This window comes from Geodermatophilus sp. SYSU D00684, from assembly GCF_054050455.1.
In genome coordinates this window covers 1-17733 of the sequence record NZ_JBJGZI010000015.1, presented here as the reverse complement: position 1 = coordinate 17733, position 17733 = coordinate 1, and the positions used below count along the sequence as shown (strand labels likewise).

Sequence of the window (17733 nt, the reverse complement as noted above, 5' to 3'; positions counted from 1 at the left end):
TCGGCGGCTTTCGTCGCCCTCGCAGTCCCTCCTCGGGGCTCTTCGAGCGATCGGGGACGACTCCTTGGCTGAAGAGATCGAGCGAAGCTACTCAACCCCGGCATCCTCGAAGGTGGCGGGCCGCCGCTCAGGGTAGGCGGAGCTTCAAGGTCCTCGGCCGGAAGGAACCTCCGCCGGCTGGTACGCCTAGGGCCTGTCCTGCGGATCATGTGCGCCGCGACTGCCGCTGGTACCCCTGAGCGACCCATCCAGTGGGACCTCTCACAGAGCCCCCTCTTCGCGCAGTCGTCTCAGGGCCGCCGCAGCGCGCGTCCGGGCGGCCTGCGCCCGTGCACGCTCAACGTCCGCCCCCCCCCGGCGTTGGGCGGCAACTTCAGGGTCGGGCTCGCTGTCCGCATCAGCCTCCAGGCGAGCAGCAGTGGCCTCGTGCATCGCGATCGCGCGCTCATGCGCTGCGATGGCCTCATGCTCCCGGGCCACCGCCCGCCGGAAGGCTTCTGAGACGCGACGATCCCTCGCCAGGTCGCCGTCGTCCGATCCTCGGGGGTGCGCTGAGCGGTCAGGTGTCACGGGCGCGGCCTGGCGCGCGTCGCGCTTCCCGTTCCGCCGCATCAGCCTCCCGTAGGAGCCGCTCGGCGTCTGCGGAACGGCCCTGGGCCCTGGCTGTTGCGGCCAGGTCGCGCAGGGTGTCGGCGATCTGGGCCTCGGTGGTGGCGGTCTTAGCCTCTGCGTGACGCACTCGCTCTTGGAGTCGAGCCAACTTGGCTATCGCGTCCCTGGTGCGCTCGGCTGCCGCACGGGCCTGCTCCGTGGCAGCCCTCGCGGCCGGGACCGCAGGGTGCTCGCCCACCTCGGCCATACCTCCAGGGTGGCGGTGATGGATGACGACGACAAGGTGTCCCGAAAGCAGCCTGGGGAGACGGTTGGTGGCGCACATGATCCGCAGGACAGGCCCTAGCCATCCATGTGGACGATGATCGTCGCTCCCGGTTCCTCGTCATCCGCCACGGTGCGCTTGCTGGCCACCAGATAGTCCACCCGGTCATCGGCCGGCTGGGGCGGCCCCGCCCAGGGACGGTGCCCGAAGACCCCTTCCATGGCGTCCAAGGTGGCCTTGACGAGGTTGTCTAGGTCCCAAGCCTCGTTGCTGTTGCGAGGCACCGGCGTACGGAACTCAATGCTTACCGCGAAGCGGCCGATGGTCGGCTCGGCGTGCTCGGCTTCGATGGCGGCTCGGACCGTCTGCTTCCACGAGGCGGTCGCCGCGGTCGAGTACGAGGAGGGTCGACCCGCAACCTGGAAGGCCAAGAGGGGCTCACCGGGCAGTTGCGCCCTAGCTGCGGCCCAGTCCGTGGATCCACCCATGTCCGGCATTGTCGCGGGAGGCGCGAGAGCCTCGGTGACCGTGACGCCGAGGGCAAACGCCGTCGGCCTGCGACTGCGGGTGGAGCTGGAGTGCCCAGCGGCCATCATGGCCTTGCTGCACCATCTGGACACTGGTCCCCAGGGCGCCACGCCGCGGGGTGAAGGGGCTGAGGCAGCTCGTGGAGTACGCGGCATACCTGCGGGAAATCGATCGGGCCGCGGACGCCACGGACGGCAAGGTCGTCTCGCTGGCCGGCGGGTACTTCGGCGTGCAGTTCGCTGTGGACGGCGCACACGTGGTCCTGGCCCTGGACTCGGACGGTGACCAGGGTTGGGTGGCCTGGATCGAGGATGAAGACGGGGAGCGGTGCTGCGACGCTTCCGAGATGGTCATCGGCCACTGCCCGTTGCCGGACCTGCGTCCACGGGCGTTCGCAGCTTTGGCATCGCACCGACACGCTTGAGTGACTGGGTCTCGACAACACCGCGGAGTTCTGCAACGCTCCGTCCTCGCATAGCCACCTGCTCGTGCCGCCCTGGCTCAGCGGGTTCCCCAGCGGTATCGGGCCGTTGGGGTGCCCGATGCCGAGGTCACGGTGCGACCGGAGGGGCTCTCGTCGTGCAGCGGTGCTGTGCGACCACCCCGCCGATCGTCCGGCACGGGCCCGTACGACCACGGAGGTCGACGTGTCCCGTAACTCCCGCTCAGCCCAGAACGCGCGGTCCAGCAGCGCCGTCCTGCGTGCGCTCTCGGATGACGAGCTGAAGCCGCCGCCGTCCCGACTCAAGGGCCGCCCCCTCCGCCCAGAGCCGTTCCGCCCGGAGGCGGGCCGTGAGGCCGAGGCCGATGGCGCTCCCCTCACCAAGTTCGGTGGACGGTTCCGCGAGGTCTTCGCCGAGGCGCAGGGCGTCTCGATCGACGAGGTCGACCTCGGACTCGTCCGGCTCGTCGAGGCCCTCAACGCCGACACCCAGGCCAATCTGGCCGCACTCGCTGCACCGCAGACCAAGCGCACCGAACAGGGGGTGCTCCACCAGGTCCGCCTGCGCGTGAACACTCCCATCGTTCAGCCATGGATGCTCAACGGTCGCGCACTGCGCCGGATGGGCGCAGAGCTCGATGGGCACGCCCGCCTCGTCACCGAGGCTGCGGAGCACGAACGTTACTCCCTGCCGGTCATGGAGGTCGGCGGAGCTGAGGACGTCCGCGAGATCATCGGTGCCCAGCGGCGCCTCCTCGGCCTGGACACCTACGCGCAGGCCGACGGGAAGAAGAAGGACCGTATTGACAGCATCGTCCGGTTCGGTGTCCTCGAGGCACCCGATGTGGTACTGACCGAGCTCCGGACGGCCGGCGGTGAGCAGACGGCTTGGACCTGTCAGGCGTTTGAGGGTGCCCAGCGTCTCTTTTCCTCCATCCTCGCGCTAGACGTCCTGGCGAACCGCAGCACCTCCTCGGTGGGGACGGCGCACTGGTTCGACTCGACCCTGCCCCGGATGCGGAACTTCGAGCCAGCCGACCTTCGTCGACTGGACGAGCAGCTTCGCTACACGACCAGCGCCGCGGCGTCCTACTTCCCTGGCAGCGATATCCCCACGTGGCTCGACACCATCGCCGCCACCACCCCCGCTGCCGTGGCCTTTCAACTGCTCCGAACGATGGAGGTTTCGCTCGTCATCGCGGTCACCCCAGACCCGACGACGACCACGGACGAGGACTTCCCCGTCGTGAGCGTGCTTCAGGAGATGATCCGGAGCTACCACATGCCTGGGAAGGCGAAGGATTCCTGGCTGCTGGGCGATGTCCAGGGGCTGATCGCCATCGGGGTCATCGACGAGCTGCACCGCCAGCGGCGGATCACGGACCGCGAGCGGTCGGCATGGCTCGGGGAGCAGGCCGTGAGCTGGCAGGGACCGCCGGTCGTCGCGGACGGCGCCCCCGGCAACCGACTCACCATGATCACCAAGCTCCTTGCCGCCATGACGGCCCAGGCCGCCGTCCCTAGCGGACCGGATGCCGGCCAGCGGCGCGAGTCGTTGGAGATCGTCAACGACCACCTCCGGCGCAACAGCATCTGGCGCTCACCAGACGAGCGCGCTCGAGTCGGGGCGGCCCAGGCGGTCGTGGCCCTGCGCGTCCACAAGTCCGGCGACGAGGGCACAATCGCAGCCGCCCTGATCGGTACGTTCAACTCGCCCTGGTTCTGGCGTGCGGCCGAGCACCCGACCGGTTCCTGGGTCTCCCTGCTGGACATGCCCATTCACGAGCTGGCGGAGAAGGCACGGGCCGAGCTGGCGTCCTCCCTGCAGGAGCCGGGTCCCGCGCAACGAGCCCTCGCGGCCCTCGGTGGGGTGGCGCTGATGACCAACCCCCTCTTGGTCGAGCAGGGGAAGGCGCTCACCCGGACTGGTCGCGGTGGTGGTGGGAAGGCCGCCAACGTGCGCGCTAGCGATCCGGTGATCCTGCTGCAGCGCATGGTGGCGAACCCGCGCGGGCTCGACCAGCTCGAGGACGCAGCCGCGGCGCTGGTGGCACCGGAGTCGCCCGCCGTGCCCGCCGACCGGATCGAGCCCACCGAGTTCCTGACCGACTTGTGGCTGCGCGACCTGTGGCTGGGCAAGGACCCGGACGAGTCGGATGACCCGATCACCGAGTTCACCCGGCAGATCCAGCTCATCATCGAGAAGGTCACCGACGCCCATCGCGAGTCCACCGATCTGCGGACGGCCACCCGGGACGACATCCTCAAGGTGCCCGACGAGGACCGTGACGCCGACGCGCCCAGCGAGAGCCTGTTCGAGGCGATCGGCATCAACGCGCAGGCTGCGGATGACACCGTCAATCTCCTCCGTGAGCTGACGGAGTTCTTCACGCTCGGCAAGCTGTACGCCAAGGTGGCTGGAGGCCCCACCCGGTGAGTGGTTCGGCCCCGGAGCACAGCGCCGCCGGCGTCATCGAGCGCCTCGGCGCTGTGCTCCACGTCATCGCCCCTTCCGACATGCCGACGCCGACCTGGCGCACACTCGGCCAGGAGCTGGTGATGTTCACGGGTGCAACCGCGATCGACGACCGGTCCTTTGAGGTCCCGATCGAGCGAGCTGCATCGTTGAGCGACGTGCTCAGACAGCCATGGCCCGCGGGGCGATGGCCTTGGAGCTGGACTGGAGAGGCTGCCCGCTCAGCTAGCTCAGCAGCTGAGGTGGCCGACACGGTGAGCGGAGTCTTGTCCCAGCCACCGGTCGATCCCGCCGAGGCGGCAGAGTTGACGGCGCCGTTGGTCGAGGACGGGTTCGTGCGCAGGTTGCTACCTGCGCAGCAGGTGGCGGTGGCGACCCTGGTGCGCGGTGCTGGAGGTGGCAACTTCTCGGTACCGGGCAGCGGCAAGACGACGATGGCGTACGCCGTCTTCTCGCTGCTGCGTCACGCGGGACGGGTGGACCGGCTGCTGGTCATCGCTCCCCAGAGCGCCTACGAGGCGTGGCAGGAGGAGGCTCGGGACTGCTTCGCACCTGGGCGGCGGCCTGACGTCGAGGTGGCACCCCGCCTCCCCCGTCGACGGAGTGACGTCGTGGTCGTGAACTACGAGCGCGCGGCGACGGGAGCCTTCCGCGCGGCAGCGGACGAGTGGATGACCGGCCACCGTGCGATGGTCGTATTCGATGAGGCCCATCGGGCAAAGCGCGGAAGCGACGGACTGCACGGGCAAGGCGCTCGTGATCTGTCCAGCCTGGCCTCGGTCCGTCTGTCCATGACCGGGACCCCGATGCCGAACGGGCGGGACGACCTCGCCGCAGTCCTGGACCTAGCCTTCCCGGGCCAGGGGCAGCGGCTCGCCAGCCCCAACACGCCGTACGCCGACCGGGCATGGGTACGGATTACCAAGGACGAACTTGGCCTCGAGCCAGCCGCCGTGACGGTCCGGTCGCTGCCGCTGGATGGCTCACACCGGCGCCTCTACGACGCGGTGGCCGCCGGCTTGGCAGGCGAGACTGCCGCACTGCAGGTGCGGCCTGACCTCGCTGAGCGGGCTCTCATGCGCCTCCTGGCCTGCGCGTCGAATCCGACGCTGCTTGTCGGAGACGATGAGCGCTCCGATGTCCTGAGCTGGCCACGGAGCCTGCCCGAGGCCGACGTCCCACTGGCCGATCTCCTCAGCGACCTGGGGAGTGCCGCCCATCCAGCGAAGCTCCTCGCCGTTGCCGAGGAGGCCGCCGCCCACGCACGGATCGGCCAGAAGCTGCTGGTCTGGACCAACTTCATCGGAAACACCCAGGCCCTCAGCCAACTGCTGGAACCGTACGAACCGGCGGTCGTGACGGGTCGCCTCCCACTCCGAGATCCGGGCGCGGCGACCGACCGCGAACGAGAGCTCCGCCGGTTCCGCGAGGATGCGGACTGCGGCGTACTGATCGCGACGCCGCAGACCCTCGGGGAGGGCGTCAGCCTCCACCGCAGTTGCCAGTCGCAGATTCATGTCGACCGCACCTTCAACGCCGGCCTGTACCTACAGGCCCTCGATCGGACCCACCGGGTCGGGATGCCCGAGGGCACGCGCGCGCGCGTCACCGTGCTCCTGGCCAGTGACACCATCGACGAGGATGTCCACACGGCCCTGACCGCCAAGCTCAAGAAGATGGACGAGGTCCTCAACGACCCGACGCTGCGGCGTCTAGCCCTCCCCATTGAGGAGTCCAGCGGAGCGGCGATGCGCGGCCGACCAGACCTCGACGCGCTCCTTCGCCATCTGCGGTCATGACAGGTAGCTCGCGCGGTGGAGGCGGCACGCATGGCCGCCCTACTGCCTCCTCGCCGGAGGCCCGCCGACGTATGCAGGCGAACCGGCGGCGCGACACGGGACCCGAGTTGGCCCTGCGTCGCCTGCTGCACTCGCGGGGCCTGCGGTTCCGCGTCGATCATCCGCCGTTCCCCGGATGCCGGCGACGGGCGGACCTTGTGTTCACCCGCCGCAAGGTGGCCGTCTACGTGGACGGCTGCTTCTGGCACTCCTGCCCGCTGCACGGCACCACCGCCAAGGCCAATGCCGCCTTCTGGGCCGAGAAGATGGCCGCCAACCGACAGCGCGACCGCGACACCGACCGTCGCTTGGCGGAGGCTGGGTGGACGGTGGTCCGCGTGTGGGAGCACGAGCGTCCAGAGGAGGCAGCAGAGCGCGTGCAGGCCGCCCTGGGAGGCACCGAGCCTAAAGGAGCTTGAGTTCACACCAGCGTTGACCAGCAGGTTCACGTTCCGTTCCAACGAGTCCGCGGCCGGTTCACTGGTTTAGGGAGTGCCTCTCGTTAACGTCTCCTCGTGCAACACTCGGAGAGCGACCACCCGCTGAGGGAGACGAAGCGGCCGGACTTCGAGGGTGGGAGCCAGTTCCTGCGCATCGTGGACCTCTTCGCGGGCTGCGGGGGACTCACCTTGGGTGCCGCCCAAGCCGCTCATGGTGCCGGGCTCGGATTGCAGGTACCCCTCGCTGTCGACTTTGAGGCGTCCGCAACCCGGGTCTTCCAGGCCAACTTTCCGGCGGCGCATGTCGTCACCGATCCCGTGGAGAAGTACTTCGATGGCGAGCTCGGTCACGAGCTGACTGCGACGGAAGAGGCGACTGTCGCGCTCTGTGGACGCGTCGATGGCCTCCTCGGCGGCCCGCCGTGTCAGGGGCACAGCGACCTCAACAACCGCACCCGCCGAAACGACCCCAAGAACGCGTTATACGCCCGCATGGCTCGGGCTGCCGAAGTGCTCCGCCCCCCATTCGTGATGATCGAGAATGTCCCCGCAGTTCAGCACGACCGCGGCGACGTCGTCGGGATCACACGTCGTCATCTGGAGTCGCTCGGCTACACCGTGGCGGCCGCAACGATCGGTCTGCACGCCCTGGGTGTTGCGCAGACTCGGCGCAGGCACATCCTCCTCGCCGCCCTCTCTCCGGACGTCAAACCGGACGAGGTGCTGCGTGAACTGGTCGAGCGGACGCCGGCTCCCACGGTCAACCTGGATTGGGCCATCCGCGATCTTGAGGTAATTGCCGACCCGATGGGGTACGACGTACCGCCTCGCGCGAGTGCGACTAATGCTGCCCGGATGCAGTACCTCCTCGACCGCGACCTCTATGACTTGCCCAATGATCAGCGCCCGACGTGTCATCAGGACGAGCACAGCTACAAGTCCATGTATGGACGCCTCAAGTGGGGTGGCCCTGCCCAGACCATCACCAGCGGCTTTGGCAGCATCGGTCAGGGCCGCTACATGCACCCGAGTCGGGCGCGCGCGCTGACCGCACATGAGGCCGCGCGTATCCAAGGGTTCCCTGACTACTTCAGCTTCTCGCTCGTCACCAAGAGGGCGGCCCTGGCGACGATGATTGGTAACGCCGTTCCGCCAGCCTTGTCTCGCGAGGTCGCCGCTGCCGTGATCGAGCGCTTGGACTTGGCGGAGGTCGAGGTGCCACGACCAGCACCTCGCCAGACCCGACTTGAACTCATCGCCAGCTGACGCGAAGCGCAGCAGCGTTCGCTGACCTTCTCGGGTCAGTCGATCACGGTCACGACGGCCGTTGTTGGAGCGCGCGGAACTGGGCGTGGTTCGCTCGTAGTTGCGCGAGACGGCTGTTCGCGGTGCCGTTGTCAGCCCTTTCGGTGCCTTCGGGCAGGGTTGCGGCGACCAGGCGGGCGAGTGCGAGCCGCTGCTGACGCAACTCGGCCAGGATTCGACGACGCTCGGGCCCCTCGGTGTCCTCGGCGTCAACGTGCAGGGCGTCGCAGGCGTCAGCGGTCCGGGCGGCCTCCCGCAGCAGCATCAGCCGGGCGGGATCGAGCGCGTTGGCGCTGGTCACGTCGGTCCAAAGCTTTCGGCCGGCGGGTCCCAGCCCGATGGGTGCGCGCGGTGGCATCGGCGTTCCTCCTGCCATGGGGGCGCCAAGCTACTCGCTGTCGCTGACAGAACGTGACCTGTCGGGTCAGACGTTCCAATCCCCATACCGGGAGGGGGATGACGACCGAGCGGCGGAGTCTCCTGTTCACGGGCGTGACGTTCTGAGCCCGCCCCCCCGGTCCTCGCACGCTGCCCGGTCGGGCAGGGGGCACTTCGGTCTAGCGGTCCCTAAGCGACCTACCTAGGAAGCCTTGTACCTGCTGCACCATGGTCCTGTGGCTCCCGATGATCCCCTTCAATCTCTGTCCTTGGAGCAGCTTGAGGAGCAGGCTGCGGCGGAAGCGGAGTACCTAGAGAGTCTCGCTCCGCCCTCGTGGTTTTATCCGCTGGTGGGTCAAGTGGCCTCAGCAGCCGTTCTGCTCGAGTTCTACATGACCGAGGTCGCTCTGGCTCTGACACGCACTGACGGGACTCCGCGTGAAGTGATCAGGAGCTCTCAGCGTATGTGGCAGACGCTTAGGGCGGCAGCAGGCCTTGACGAGCGCTTCGACGAGCTCCTGCGCGCATTTCAACCCGCTCGCAACGAGCGCGATGCGATCGTCCATGCAGTTCTTTGGTGGTACGACGCTGAAGGGCCGTACAGCGACCGCTGGGAGCATCACCACCCCAAGACGGAGCGGCTCACGGTTCTAGATCAGGACGAGCCGCCGGAGTGGATGGTGGAAACTCTGCATCGGATTCGTGATCTAACTCGAAGGGCCTTTGAGTTGTCCAATGCAATCAGCGCGTCGTAGCGCGTGCATGTAGGGCCGGGTGAACCGATCCTGTTCGCAGGAGTCTCCGCCTGCACATGGGTGGCCTTCAGGATGACGGGGCTACCCCTGCCATTCCAGCGGGAGGGGTGAAATGTCGCTGCGCGACTTCAAGCTGCGGCCGACCAGCGATAGCTGGCGCAACTGCACGAGCGCGACCTGCTGGAGACGGAGAGCACTTGGCCGTTCGCCGGTAGCGAGGGGGAGGTCCTTCACCAGCGCCGCGAGGGCTTCCCGAGTCCGAGCGGGGGCGGTCTGTTTCCCCGGCTCCCGTTGCACCTCCGGTGACTCGGCCGGCCGTTGGTCGGGTCGAACGTCAGGTCTGGGCGCGCGCTGACCGGGACCACATGATCCAGCTCGTAGGCGGCTGGGTCGCCAGCCGGGGCGTCCCACTCGATCGGCTGCTGGCAGTGCCAGCACGGACGATTCTGCGCCCGCCAGCTCCGGCCCAGGTTGTCCCGCAGCTCGCGGTACCGCCGATGACTGCGGGGGTCACTCACCAGTCGAACCGCTCGTTGATGTTGTCGACTGGCCCTGGAGTGCACCAAGAGTCGGCCCCCAGCCCACGCGACGGGACCGCTTCATGGAAGGCGGGCAGGTGATATGACCAGATGGCGGTCGGGGCAGGAGGCCGTCGGCACGACGGCCGGACGCAGCCCCTCGGGTTGGGCGGTGTGGCACCAGCAGTCGGCGCGGTACGGCTAGGCCTTCCCCGCGTCTGAGCCGGGTAGGGCAAGTAGCCCGGCCGCAGAGGGCGTCCGGTGGGGCGGGTCATCGGGCGGCCGCTGCCGTTCGATGGCTGCGCGGGCCTCTGGCGAGCCGGGCGAGGGGAACGTAGGCCAGCCTTCGTCAGCCGCTCCTGTAGGTGCCAGGCCTGTCCTAGCCTGGCCTGTCCTAGCCTGGCCTGCGTTGTCATGCGTGACGTCACGCGTGACAACCTCAGAAGTAGTGGCCTCGCGGGCACGTTGCCTACGCTTTCGGTCCCTCGCCTTCCGACGTGCCTCGGCTGCCGCATCTAGCTCCTCCTTGCTGCTCTGCGTGTCGCGGTAGTCGAGCAGCGTCAGGATGGGGCCGTCCCAGGCAGCGATGCCGAGCTGGACTAGCTCGCGCAGGTCCTCGCGCCGTGCGAGGGGGATCAGCGCCAGGTCGGCGAGGTCGATCCTCCCGTCCGTTCGGTTGCTCACGGACCAGGCGTAGAGGTGCATGGTCGTCCGGAAGGCGTCGGCCGTCAGCCGCAGGAACCGGCGATCCGTCAGCCAGCGCTCGGGAAACCGGGCATCGGTCACCGGGGCGTCCTCGACCGCCGGCAGGGCGGGGCTGCCGTGTGCATCAGCACGTGAAGCGCCCTCGGTGGGGTGGGCTCTTGTGAGGGTGGCCGGCTCGCGTGCATCCGGGGGGCGGTCACGGGGGACCGTCCAGTGACGGGATGAACGGCAGCGTGGTCACCTCACTGATGCCTTCCTTGCGACGGCGGCCGCGCGGGCGTTCCGCTGGCGGGTGGCCGAGTCGGCGGCGTTGGTCGCGCGCCCTCTGTCGCGGCGCTGCTCGAGCCACGCCTCCAGGTCGGATCGGCGGACACGGACATGCCTCCCGATCCGGTAGCCGGGCACCCCAGTCCCCTTGGTTCGCTGCTGATAGAGGGTGTGAAGCGGGAGGCCGAGTTCCTCGGCGATCTGCTCCAAGGACAGCCACTCGTCGGACGACAGACGCTCAGTCAACTTCTCGGTCCTTACCGCTGGACGATGACACCTTTCTGCCGGTGTCAGTCTTTGACGGTACTACCAACCTGGTACTACCGTCCGTCCCGTGACGGGTACGGGGACTGACCGGGAGGAGCGGCTCGGACGGCGGTTGAAGGAGCTGCGGACTGAGCGCGGGTGGACCCAGGAGGGTCTCGCGGAAGCCATGCGGGCCGCCGGCTTCGGTTGGCGGTCGAACACGGTCACCAAGGTGGAACAGGCGCAGCGAGTCTTGAAGGCCACGGAGGCGGCCGTCATCGCCCAGGTGCTGGACGTCGACCTTGCCGCGCTCCTGACCGTCGAGCCGAGTGGCGAGGTTCGTGTGTCAACCGGCCGACGGCGCGAGGTCGAGCAGCCATTTGCCATTAACCGATCGGAGCTGCGGGCGGAGATCGAACGAGTCGTGCGGGCGGTGCTCGGCGACGAGGACAGGGAGGACTGAGCTGTGGCGAGCATCGAGAAGCGCACGGATCGGGGCCAGGAGCAGTACCTCGTCCGTTGGCGCGATGTCCACGGCTCCCAGCGGAAGAAGACGTTCCTGAGGGGGCAATACGCCGAGGCCCGAGCGTTCAAGGCGACGCTTGAGGCGGACCGGGTGCGCGGCATCTCCATCGAGCACCACAACAGGATCACGGTCGCCGCGTACGCGCGGGACTGGGCGGCGACCCGACCTCATCGCCCGACGACGGCACGCCGGACAGCGGGATTGATTGACAACCACATAGCCGCGACCAAGCTCGGCTCTCGTCGGCTCGCTGACGTCCGTCCATCCGAGGTCCAGGCGTGGGCCACTGACCGGGCGAAGGCGCTGGCTCCGAGCACCCTGCGCAGCCTGGTAGTACTGCTGCGCTCGATCTTCGCGGCGGCGGTGCGCGACCGGCTTGTGGGGGCCTCGCCGGTAATCCGCATCCAGCTTCCTCGCGCGGACAGGGAGCGGGTCGTGCCACTGACCGTCGAGCAGGTGCAGGCGCTCGCCGGTGCGATGCCCCATCGATATCGGACCATGATCATCGTGCAAGCAGGACTTGGGCTGCGGATCGGCGAGCTGCTGGCGCTCCGCGCGGAGGACGTGGACTTCCTGCGCCGGACGGCGCGGGTGGAGTGGCAGTTCACCTCTGGATCGGGATCGAAGTTCCGCACTGAGCCGAAGAGCCCGCGCAGCAGGCGGACCATCCCGGCCCCCCAGGTCGTCCTCGACGCGCTGGCAGCCCACTGGGCGATTCACACACCGGGGGAGGACGGCTCGGTGTTCACCACGGCGATGGGCACGCCACTGGGCCACACGTACTACGGACAGCTCATCGGTCGGGCGGTGGCGGCGGCCGGGCTGCCGGCGGGGACGACCTCCCATGACCTTCGGCACCACTATGCGAGCGTGCTGCTGGCGGCAGGGGAGTCGGTGATCGCCGTGGCCGAGCGACTGGGCCACGAGGACGCCGCTCTGGTGCTGTCCACTTACGGGCATCTGATGCCGGACAGCGAGGACCGCACTCGGCGGGCCGTCGACGCTGCGTGGGGCACGGCCGATGTCCCATGTGCCCCGGATGTGCCCCAAGTGAGGCGATCGTCCGGCTAGTCCGTCAGCTCGACCACCACGGGGGCGTGGTCGCTGGCGCCCTTGCCCTTGCGCTCCTCTCGATCTATCAGGGCTTTCGTTACCCGGGCCGCCAGCGACGGGGTGCCGAGCACGAAGTCGATCCGCATCCCCTCGCGGCGGGGGAAGCGCAGCTGCGTGTAGTCCCAGTACGTGTAGACACCGGGACCGGGGGCCAGCGGCCGGACGACGTCGGCGTATCCGGCGTCGACGACGGCGCGGAACGCCTCCCGCTCGGGCACCGAGACGTGGGTCGAGTGCGTGAAGACGCTCATGTCCCACACGTCGTCGTCCTGGGGGGCGATGTTCCAGTCGCCGACCAGCGCGACCTGCGCGGCCGGGTCGGCGGCCAGCCAGCCGCCGGCCGCGGTGCGCAGCGCGGCCAGCCACTCGAGCTTGTAGTCGTAGTGCGGGTCGCCGAGCTGCCGGCCGTTGGGCACGTACAGGCTCCACACCCGCACGCCGCCGCAGGAGGCGCCCAGCGCCCGGGCCTCGGCGGCGGGCTCCACGCCCTCCTTGGCCGCCCACGTCGGCATGCCGGGGAAGCCCACCTCGACGTCGGCCAGCCCGACCCGGGAGACGACGGCGACGCCGTTCCACTGCGAGTGGCCGACGTGCGCCACCTCGTAGCCGAGCTCGGTGAACCGCTCCTCGGGGAACTGGTCGTCGCGGCACTTGGTCTCCTGCAGCGCCAGGACGTCGACGTCGCGGCGCTGCAGCCAGGCCGTCACTCGGTCGACCCGGGTCCGGATGGAGTTGACGTTCCAGGTGGCGAGGCGCACAGTCCCCGAGCCTAGATAAAGGACCCTCCTGCCCCCCCACCGCTCGCAGGCTCGCGGCGGGGCCCCTGCACGAGGGCCGTCCGTCCCATGGGCGGCCGCCGGGTCCCGGGTGCGGAGATCACCGCCGGAGCCCGTCCGGACACCCCGCGTGACCAGGGGAGACGCACCTCACGCCCGTTCGGGTGCCCGGGGTCTGTCCGGGGTAGGGAGACGCCCGTGACCGCCAGCCGAGAGTGGGATCATGGCCGGATGACCAGGACCCGTGGGAGCGAGACGAGCCGACCGGGTGCATCCCGGGTGCGTCCGTGAGCGACGACGTCACCCGCCCGATCGGCGACGCGCCGCCTCTCCCGCCGGTGCCCGGGAAGGAGGGAGCCTCCCGCCGTGGGCGTCCCCGCCGGCAACGGCGCGAGTCGCGGTCCCTCGCGGCAGTGCTCGGCCTGACCGCCGCGAACGCCGTCGTCCCCGGGACCGCGTTCCTGGCCTCCGGGCGGCGCCGCCTGGGCGCGGTCGTCCTGGTCCTGTTCGTGCTGCTCGTCGCCGCCGGCGTCTGGCTGGCCACCGCCGGCCGGCGCACCGCGGTGCGGCTGGCGGTCGACTCCTCGTCGCTGACCTGGATCGTCGCCGCGCTGGTCGTGCTCGCGGTCGCCTGGGTCGCCGTCGTCGTCACCGGCTACCGGTCGCTGCTGCCGCGGCACAGCTCCGCCCCGCGGCACGTCGTCGGCGCCGTCCTGGTGGCCCTCCTGGTCGCGGGGATCGCCTACCCGGCCTACCGGGTCGGGGAGGTCGCGGTGGCGCAGCGCGGCCTGCTCGACGGCCTGTTCGCCGACGACCGCGAGTCGGCCACCGTCGAGGACACCCCCGACCCGTTCGGCAGCAAGGACCGGGTGAACGTCCTGCTCCTCGGCGGCGACGGCGGCGAGGGCCGCGAGGGCGTGCGCACCGACACCGTCATCGTCGCCAGCGTCGAGACCGAGACCGGTGAGACGACGCTGTTCAGCCTGCCGCGCAACCTCGAGGACCTGCCCTTCCCGGCCGACAGCCCGCTCGCCGAGATCTACCCCGACGGCTTCGACGCCGGCAGCGAGAGCGAGAGCCTGCTCAACTCCGTCTACGGCAACGGCCCCGCTCAGCACCCCGACGTCCTGGGCCCCACCGACGACCCCGGCGCGGACTTCCTCAAGCTGGGCGTCGGTGAGGCGCTCGGCCTCCACATCGACTACTTCGTGCTGGTCAACCTCGACGGGTTCAGCCGGCTGGTCGACGCCCTGGGCGGCATCACGGTCAACGTCAACTACTACGTGCCGATCAACGGCATCACCGGTGAGGAGCTGCCCGACGACTACATCGCGCCGGGCCCGAACCAGCACCTCGACGGGTTCCTCGCCCTGCAGTTCGCCCGCGGCCGGTACGGGCTCAGCGACTACGACCGCATGGCCCGGCAGCGCTGCACCATCAAGGCGATCGTCGACGAGGCCGACCCCATCACCCTGCTGGAGCAGTACCAGGAGCTGGCCGCGACGACGCAGGACATCGTCAGCACCGACATCCCGCGGTCGGCGCTCGACGACTTCGTCGACCTCGCGTTCCTGGTCAAGGACGCCGAGATCCGCAGCGTCGTGTTCGACACCAGCCTGATCGACCCGGCGTACCCGGACTACGACCGGATGCGCCAGATCGTGGAGGACACCCTCTCCGGCGCCGCCGGCACGTCCGCTCCTGCGCCGGCCCCGGGGACCAGCGCCGCCGGCGCCGAGGTGCCCAACGGGACGCCGCCCGCCCCCGCCGAGGGTGCCCCCACGGCCACCGAGGTCGACGACGCGTGCGCCTTCAACCGGGCGCAGGCGCAGGCCGCGCTGGACGCCGGCGAGCCGCCGAGCCGCAACGGCTGAACGGACGGCCCCGGCGGCCGTCAGGTCGCCGGGGCGCTCGCGATCTGGACGAGGTTGCCGCAGGTGTCGTCGAGGACGGCGGTGGTCACCGGGCCCATCTGCAGGGGCTCCTGGGTGAACCGCACGCCGAGGGCCTTGAGCCGCGCGGTCTCGGCGTGCACGTCGGCGACGGTGAAGGAGTTGTACGGGATCCCGTCGGCCACCAGCGCCTCCTTCCAGGGCCGCGCCGCGGGGTGGGCGTCGGGCTCGAGGACCAGCTCGACGCCGTCCGGCGCCTCGGGCGAGACGACGGTCAGCCAGCGGTGCTCGCCGAGCGGGACCTCGGTCTTCTTCACGAAGCCGAGCACCTCGGTGTAGAAGCGCAGCGCCTTCTCCTGGTCGTCGACCAGCACGCTGGTCAGGGTGATCCGCACGGGCCCTCCTCCGTGTCCAGCCGCCACCTCTCGACGATGGCGCGCAGCGGTGCGGTGTCCAGGTGGTGGAACTTGTAGCGACCCTCCCGCCGGGTCCGGACCAGGCCCGCCTGCTCGAGGACCTCGAGGTGCTGGGAGACGGCCTGGCGCGACGAGCCCACCCCGTGCCGCTGGATCAGCCGGGTGCACAGCTCGAACAGCGTCTGGCCGTCCCGGTCCTGCAGCTCGTCGAGCAGTGCGCGCCGGGTCGGATCGGCGAGGGCCCTGAACACGTCGCCCACGGCCGGACGGTACGCAAGTGCACGCTTGCCTGTCCAGTGTCGCGGCGTCTGGTTGGCTCGGGTGGGGAGCCGGTCCGGGGACCGGCGGGAACGGAGGCGACATGGGCGGCGGACCGGCACGGCCCGGGGACGGCGGGACGACGGCGCGGCGCGAGCGGCTGGTGGCGCTGCTCGTCCTCGGCATCGGGGTGGTGCTGCTGCTGTCCTCGCCGACCTGGTTCGCCAGCGACCGGGGCGGCGTCGGCGTCTCCCAGCTGTTCGTGGGCGTCGTCCTGCTCGCCGTCGGCGCCTTCCTCCTGCGGCGGTCGCGCTCGGTGCGCTGACGTTGCGGTGCCGGGGTGACCGGCACCACACTCCGGGGGACCCAGCGGGCCCCAGGACGGAGGACGCACGTGAAACTGGAGAAGCGGCACCTGCTCGAGATCCTGCGCACCGAGGGCGACCACCACACCGCGGACGCGGTGGAGAGCCGGTTGCCCGACGAGATCGACACCGACCGGGACGCCGACGCGCTGTCCGGCGTCGGCCTGGACCGCACCCAGTTGCTCGCCAAGCTGGCCGCCGGGGGCTTCGGGACGACGCTGTCCCCCTGAGCCGCCCAGGACGTGCGACAGGCCGGCACCCCGCAGGGGTGCCGGCCCGTCGGCGTTCCGCTGTCCTCAGCCCACGTACGGACGCTCGCGGGCGAGCTCCTCCTTGGCCACCGAGCGCAGGTGCACCGCGTCCGGGCCGTCGGCGATGCGCAGCGTGCGGGCCGAGGCGTAGAAGCGGGCGAGCACGGTGTCGTTGCTGACGCCGGCGCCGCCGTGCACCTGGATGGCCCGGTCGATGACGTCGCAGGCGACGTTCGGCGCGATCACCTTGATGGCGGCGATCTCGGTGCGGGCGCCCTTGGCGCCGTACTTGTCGATCAGGTCGGCGGTGCGCAGCACGAGCAGCCGGGCCTGGTCGATCTCCATGCGCGAGCGCGCGATGGTCTCGCGGATCGTGCCCTGCTCGGCCAGCGGCCGGCCGAAGGCGACCCGCTTCTGCGCGCGGTCGACCATGAGCCCCAGCGCCCGCTCGGCCATGCCGAGGGCGCGCATGCAGTGGTGGATGCGGCCGGGGCCCAGCCGCGCCTGGGCGATCATGAAGCCGTCGCCCTCACCGGCGAGGATGTTGCCCACCGGCACCCGGACGTCGGTCAGCCGCATCTCGGAGTGGCCGTGCTGGTCCTGGTACCCGAACACCGGCAGGTGCCGGATGATCTCCAGGCCCGGGGTGTCGCGCGGCACCAGGACCATCGACTGCTGCCGGTGCGGGGCGCCGTCGGGGTCGGTCTTGCCCATGAGGATGAAGATCTGGCAGCGCTCGTCGGCGGCGCCGCTGGTCCACCACTTGCGGCCGTTGATCACGTACTCGTCGCCGTCGCGGACGATCGACGTCTGGATGTTGCGGGCGTCGGAGGAGGCGACGTCGGGCTCGGTCATCGCGAACGCCGAGCGGATCTCGCCCTCGAGCAGCGGCTCGAGCCAGCGCTGCTTCTGTTCGGGCGTCCCGAACATCATCAGCGTCTCCATGTTGCCGGTGTCCGGGGCGCCGCAGTTGGTGGCCTCGGGGGCGATCGTGGGCGACCAGCCCATGATCTCGGCGACCGACGCGTACTCGAGGTTGGTCAGCCCCCCGAGCTCGTGGTGGAAGAGGTTCCAGAGGCCGCGGGTGCGGGCCTCCTTCTTCAGCTCCTCGAGCACCGGCGGGTGCTCGTGGTTGTCGTGGCCGCGCTCGGCGCGCCACGCCTCGTACACGGGCTCGGCGGGGAAGACCTGCTCACGCATGAAGTCCCACATCCGGCCGCAGACGTCCTCGGCTCGGGCGGAGAGGGCGAAGTCCATGCGTCGGAAGGTAGCCCGCCGCGTGACCGGCGTCGCACCGGGGTCGCGCGCCGTCCGGGTCCGGGGCCGGCGGGGGCCGGGTCCCCGCCACGTGGCGGGGGCCC

20 protein-coding genes are annotated in these 17733 nt (G+C 70.0%); 11 read left to right on the top strand and 9 right to left on the bottom strand.

The window, feature by feature from the left end:
* Positions 1-954: 954 nt before the first annotated feature.
* Positions 955-1308, bottom strand: a complete 354-nt coding sequence (locus ACI79L_RS12540) for a RusA family crossover junction endodeoxyribonuclease (RefSeq protein ID WP_456937104.1) — start codon at positions 1306-1308, stop codon at positions 955-957.
* Between the two features lie 236 nt (positions 1309-1544).
* Between ACI79L_RS12540 and ACI79L_RS12535 the strand changes: the two genes are divergently transcribed.
* The 5 genes from ACI79L_RS12535 (at position 1545) to ACI79L_RS12515 (ending at position 7867) form a co-directional block, all read left to right on the top strand.
* Positions 1545-1829, top strand: coding sequence for a hypothetical protein (locus tag ACI79L_RS12535; RefSeq protein ID WP_456937103.1), 285 nt, complete (start codon positions 1545-1547; stop codon positions 1827-1829).
* A 223-nt stretch (positions 1830-2052) separates the two neighbouring features.
* Positions 2053-4284 (top strand): hypothetical protein, encoded by a 2232-nt coding sequence (locus ACI79L_RS12530; RefSeq protein WP_456937102.1) that lies wholly within the window; start codon positions 2053-2055, stop codon positions 4282-4284.
* Between the two features lie 281 nt (positions 4285-4565).
* Positions 4566-6122 (top strand): DEAD/DEAH box helicase family protein, encoded by a 1557-nt coding sequence (locus ACI79L_RS12525; protein WP_456937101.1) that lies wholly within the window; start codon positions 4566-4568, stop codon positions 6120-6122.
* Complete coding sequence (locus ACI79L_RS12520) at positions 6119-6580, top strand: very short patch repair endonuclease (RefSeq protein ID WP_456937100.1); 462 nt, start codon at positions 6119-6121, stop codon at positions 6578-6580. Before ACI79L_RS12525 ends, ACI79L_RS12520 begins: the two co-directional genes overlap by 4 nt.
* Positions 6581-6676: 96 nt before the next feature.
* Positions 6677-7867 carry a DNA cytosine methyltransferase gene (locus tag ACI79L_RS12515; protein ID WP_456937099.1) on the top strand — a complete coding sequence of 397 codons (1191 nt, stop codon included), beginning with the start codon at positions 6677-6679 and terminating at the stop codon, positions 7865-7867.
* Positions 7868-7916: 49 nt separating this feature from the next.
* Here the strand turns inward: ACI79L_RS12515 and ACI79L_RS12510 are convergent, their stop codons facing one another.
* Positions 7917-8207: a hypothetical protein gene (locus ACI79L_RS12510; protein WP_456937098.1), complete on the bottom strand. Its 291-nt coding sequence runs from the start codon at positions 8205-8207 to the stop codon at positions 7917-7919.
* A 289-nt stretch (positions 8208-8496) separates the two neighbouring features.
* Here ACI79L_RS12510 and ACI79L_RS12505 point away from each other — a divergent pair, with 289 nt between their 5' ends.
* Positions 8497-9039, top strand: coding sequence for a hypothetical protein (locus ACI79L_RS12505; RefSeq protein WP_456937097.1), 543 nt, complete (start codon positions 8497-8499; stop codon positions 9037-9039).
* Between the two features lie 230 nt (positions 9040-9269).
* On the opposite strand, the gene ACI79L_RS12500 is transcribed toward ACI79L_RS12505, so the two are convergent.
* From ACI79L_RS12500 to ACI79L_RS12490, 3 genes are all read right to left on the bottom strand, one after another.
* Positions 9270-9557 carry an HNH endonuclease gene (locus ACI79L_RS12500; protein ID WP_456937096.1) on the bottom strand — a complete coding sequence of 96 codons (288 nt, stop codon included), beginning with the start codon at positions 9555-9557 and terminating at the stop codon, positions 9270-9272.
* 201 nt (positions 9558-9758) lie between these two features.
* Positions 9759-10343 (bottom strand): hypothetical protein, encoded by a 585-nt coding sequence (locus tag ACI79L_RS12495; protein WP_456937095.1) that lies wholly within the window; start codon positions 10341-10343, stop codon positions 9759-9761.
* Between the two features lie 156 nt (positions 10344-10499).
* Positions 10500-10775, bottom strand: a complete 276-nt coding sequence (locus ACI79L_RS12490) for a helix-turn-helix domain-containing protein (protein WP_456937094.1) — start codon at positions 10773-10775, stop codon at positions 10500-10502.
* An 88-nt stretch (positions 10776-10863) separates the two neighbouring features.
* Here ACI79L_RS12490 and ACI79L_RS12485 point away from each other — a divergent pair, with 88 nt between their 5' ends.
* Complete coding sequence (locus ACI79L_RS12485; protein WP_456937093.1) at positions 10864-11238, top strand: helix-turn-helix domain-containing protein; 375 nt, start codon at positions 10864-10866, stop codon at positions 11236-11238.
* A gap of 3 nt (positions 11239-11241) precedes the next feature.
* Positions 11242-12372 (top strand): tyrosine-type recombinase/integrase, encoded by a 1131-nt coding sequence (locus ACI79L_RS12480; protein ID WP_456937092.1) that lies wholly within the window; start codon positions 11242-11244, stop codon positions 12370-12372.
* On the opposite strand, the gene ACI79L_RS12475 is transcribed toward ACI79L_RS12480, so the two are convergent.
* Positions 12369-13172: an exodeoxyribonuclease III gene (locus ACI79L_RS12475; RefSeq protein WP_456937091.1), complete on the bottom strand. Its 804-nt coding sequence runs from the start codon at positions 13170-13172 to the stop codon at positions 12369-12371. The genes ACI79L_RS12480 and ACI79L_RS12475 overlap by 4 nt on opposite strands.
* 431 nt (positions 13173-13603) lie before the next feature.
* Here ACI79L_RS12475 and ACI79L_RS12470 point away from each other — a divergent pair, with 431 nt between their 5' ends.
* Positions 13604-15064 (top strand): LCP family protein, encoded by a 1461-nt coding sequence (locus tag ACI79L_RS12470; RefSeq protein WP_456937090.1) that lies wholly within the window; start codon positions 13604-13606, stop codon positions 15062-15064.
* 20 nt (positions 15065-15084) lie between these two features.
* Here the strand turns inward: ACI79L_RS12470 and ACI79L_RS12465 are convergent, their stop codons facing one another.
* A complete protein-coding gene (locus tag ACI79L_RS12465) occupies positions 15085-15477 on the bottom strand; it encodes a VOC family protein (RefSeq protein WP_456937089.1) in 393 nt (130 codons plus the stop codon).
* Positions 15462-15758, bottom strand: a complete 297-nt coding sequence (locus ACI79L_RS12460; RefSeq protein ID WP_456902916.1) for an ArsR/SmtB family transcription factor — start codon at positions 15756-15758, stop codon at positions 15462-15464. The genes ACI79L_RS12465 and ACI79L_RS12460 overlap by 16 nt, the downstream gene beginning before the upstream one ends.
* 101 nt (positions 15759-15859) lie before the next feature.
* On the opposite strand from ACI79L_RS12460, the gene ACI79L_RS12455 reads away from it, so the two are divergent.
* Positions 15860-16081 carry a hypothetical protein gene (locus ACI79L_RS12455; protein WP_456937088.1) on the top strand — a complete coding sequence of 74 codons (222 nt, stop codon included), beginning with the start codon at positions 15860-15862 and terminating at the stop codon, positions 16079-16081.
* A 69-nt stretch (positions 16082-16150) separates the two neighbouring features.
* Positions 16151-16351, top strand: a complete 201-nt coding sequence (locus ACI79L_RS12450; protein WP_456927598.1) for a hypothetical protein — start codon at positions 16151-16153, stop codon at positions 16349-16351.
* 66 nt (positions 16352-16417) lie between these two features.
* Here the strand turns inward: ACI79L_RS12450 and ACI79L_RS12445 are convergent, their stop codons facing one another.
* Entirely contained in the window at positions 16418-17629 is a 1212-nt protein-coding gene (locus ACI79L_RS12445) for an acyl-CoA dehydrogenase family protein (RefSeq protein ID WP_456937087.1), read from the bottom strand.
* Between the last annotated feature and the right edge of the window lie 104 nt (positions 17630-17733).

What these genes read in the sequence shown, in the direction of transcription:
- ACI79L_RS12455 (WP_456937088.1), top strand. Translation starts at nt 15,860, where the DNA reads ATGGGCGGCGGACCGGCACGGCCCGGGGACGGCGGGACGACGGCGCGG.
- ACI79L_RS12520 (WP_456937100.1), top strand. Translation starts at nt 6,119, where the DNA reads ATGACAGGTAGCTCGCGCGGTGGAGGCGGCACGCATGGCCGCCCTACT.
- ACI79L_RS12445 (WP_456937087.1), bottom strand. Translation starts at nt 17,629, where the DNA reads ATGGACTTCGCCCTCTCCGCCCGAGCCGAGGACGTCTGCGGCCGGATG.